At 59.1% G+C, this 298-nt stretch carries 1 pseudogene; it reads left to right on the top strand.

From position 1 onward, the window contains the following. Nucleotides 1-102: 102 nt before the first annotated feature. Nucleotides 103-298, top strand: a pseudogene (locus SJH88_RS19570) (transposase); the annotation flags it as partial.

Below are 298 nucleotides of genomic sequence, written 5' to 3'. Positions count from 1 at the left end.
CAGGACAAGGGCTGTCTTACGCTTGGCTGTCCAGCGCTTGATGTCGTCTTCCATCAGGGTGCTCATCGTCGTTTCCTTCAACGTTAACACCTGAGCAGGAATTCACTGGGTCAATACAGCATGACGGTGCGCGAGATCCAGAGCCACCTGGAGGAGATGTACGGCACGGAGGTCTCGCCCAGCCTGATCTCATCCGTGACGGATGCTGTGAGTGAGGAGGTCAAGGCCTGGCAGGCACGCCCGCTGGACGCCATCTACCCCATCGTCTACCTGGACTGCATCCACGTGAAGGTGCGCG

Source organism: Comamonas sp. GCA5 (genome assembly GCF_036541385.1).
Classification (GTDB): Bacteria; Pseudomonadota; Gammaproteobacteria; order Burkholderiales; family Burkholderiaceae_C; genus Comamonas; species Comamonas aquatica.
This window is presented reverse-complemented; position numbering and strand designations above follow the sequence as displayed.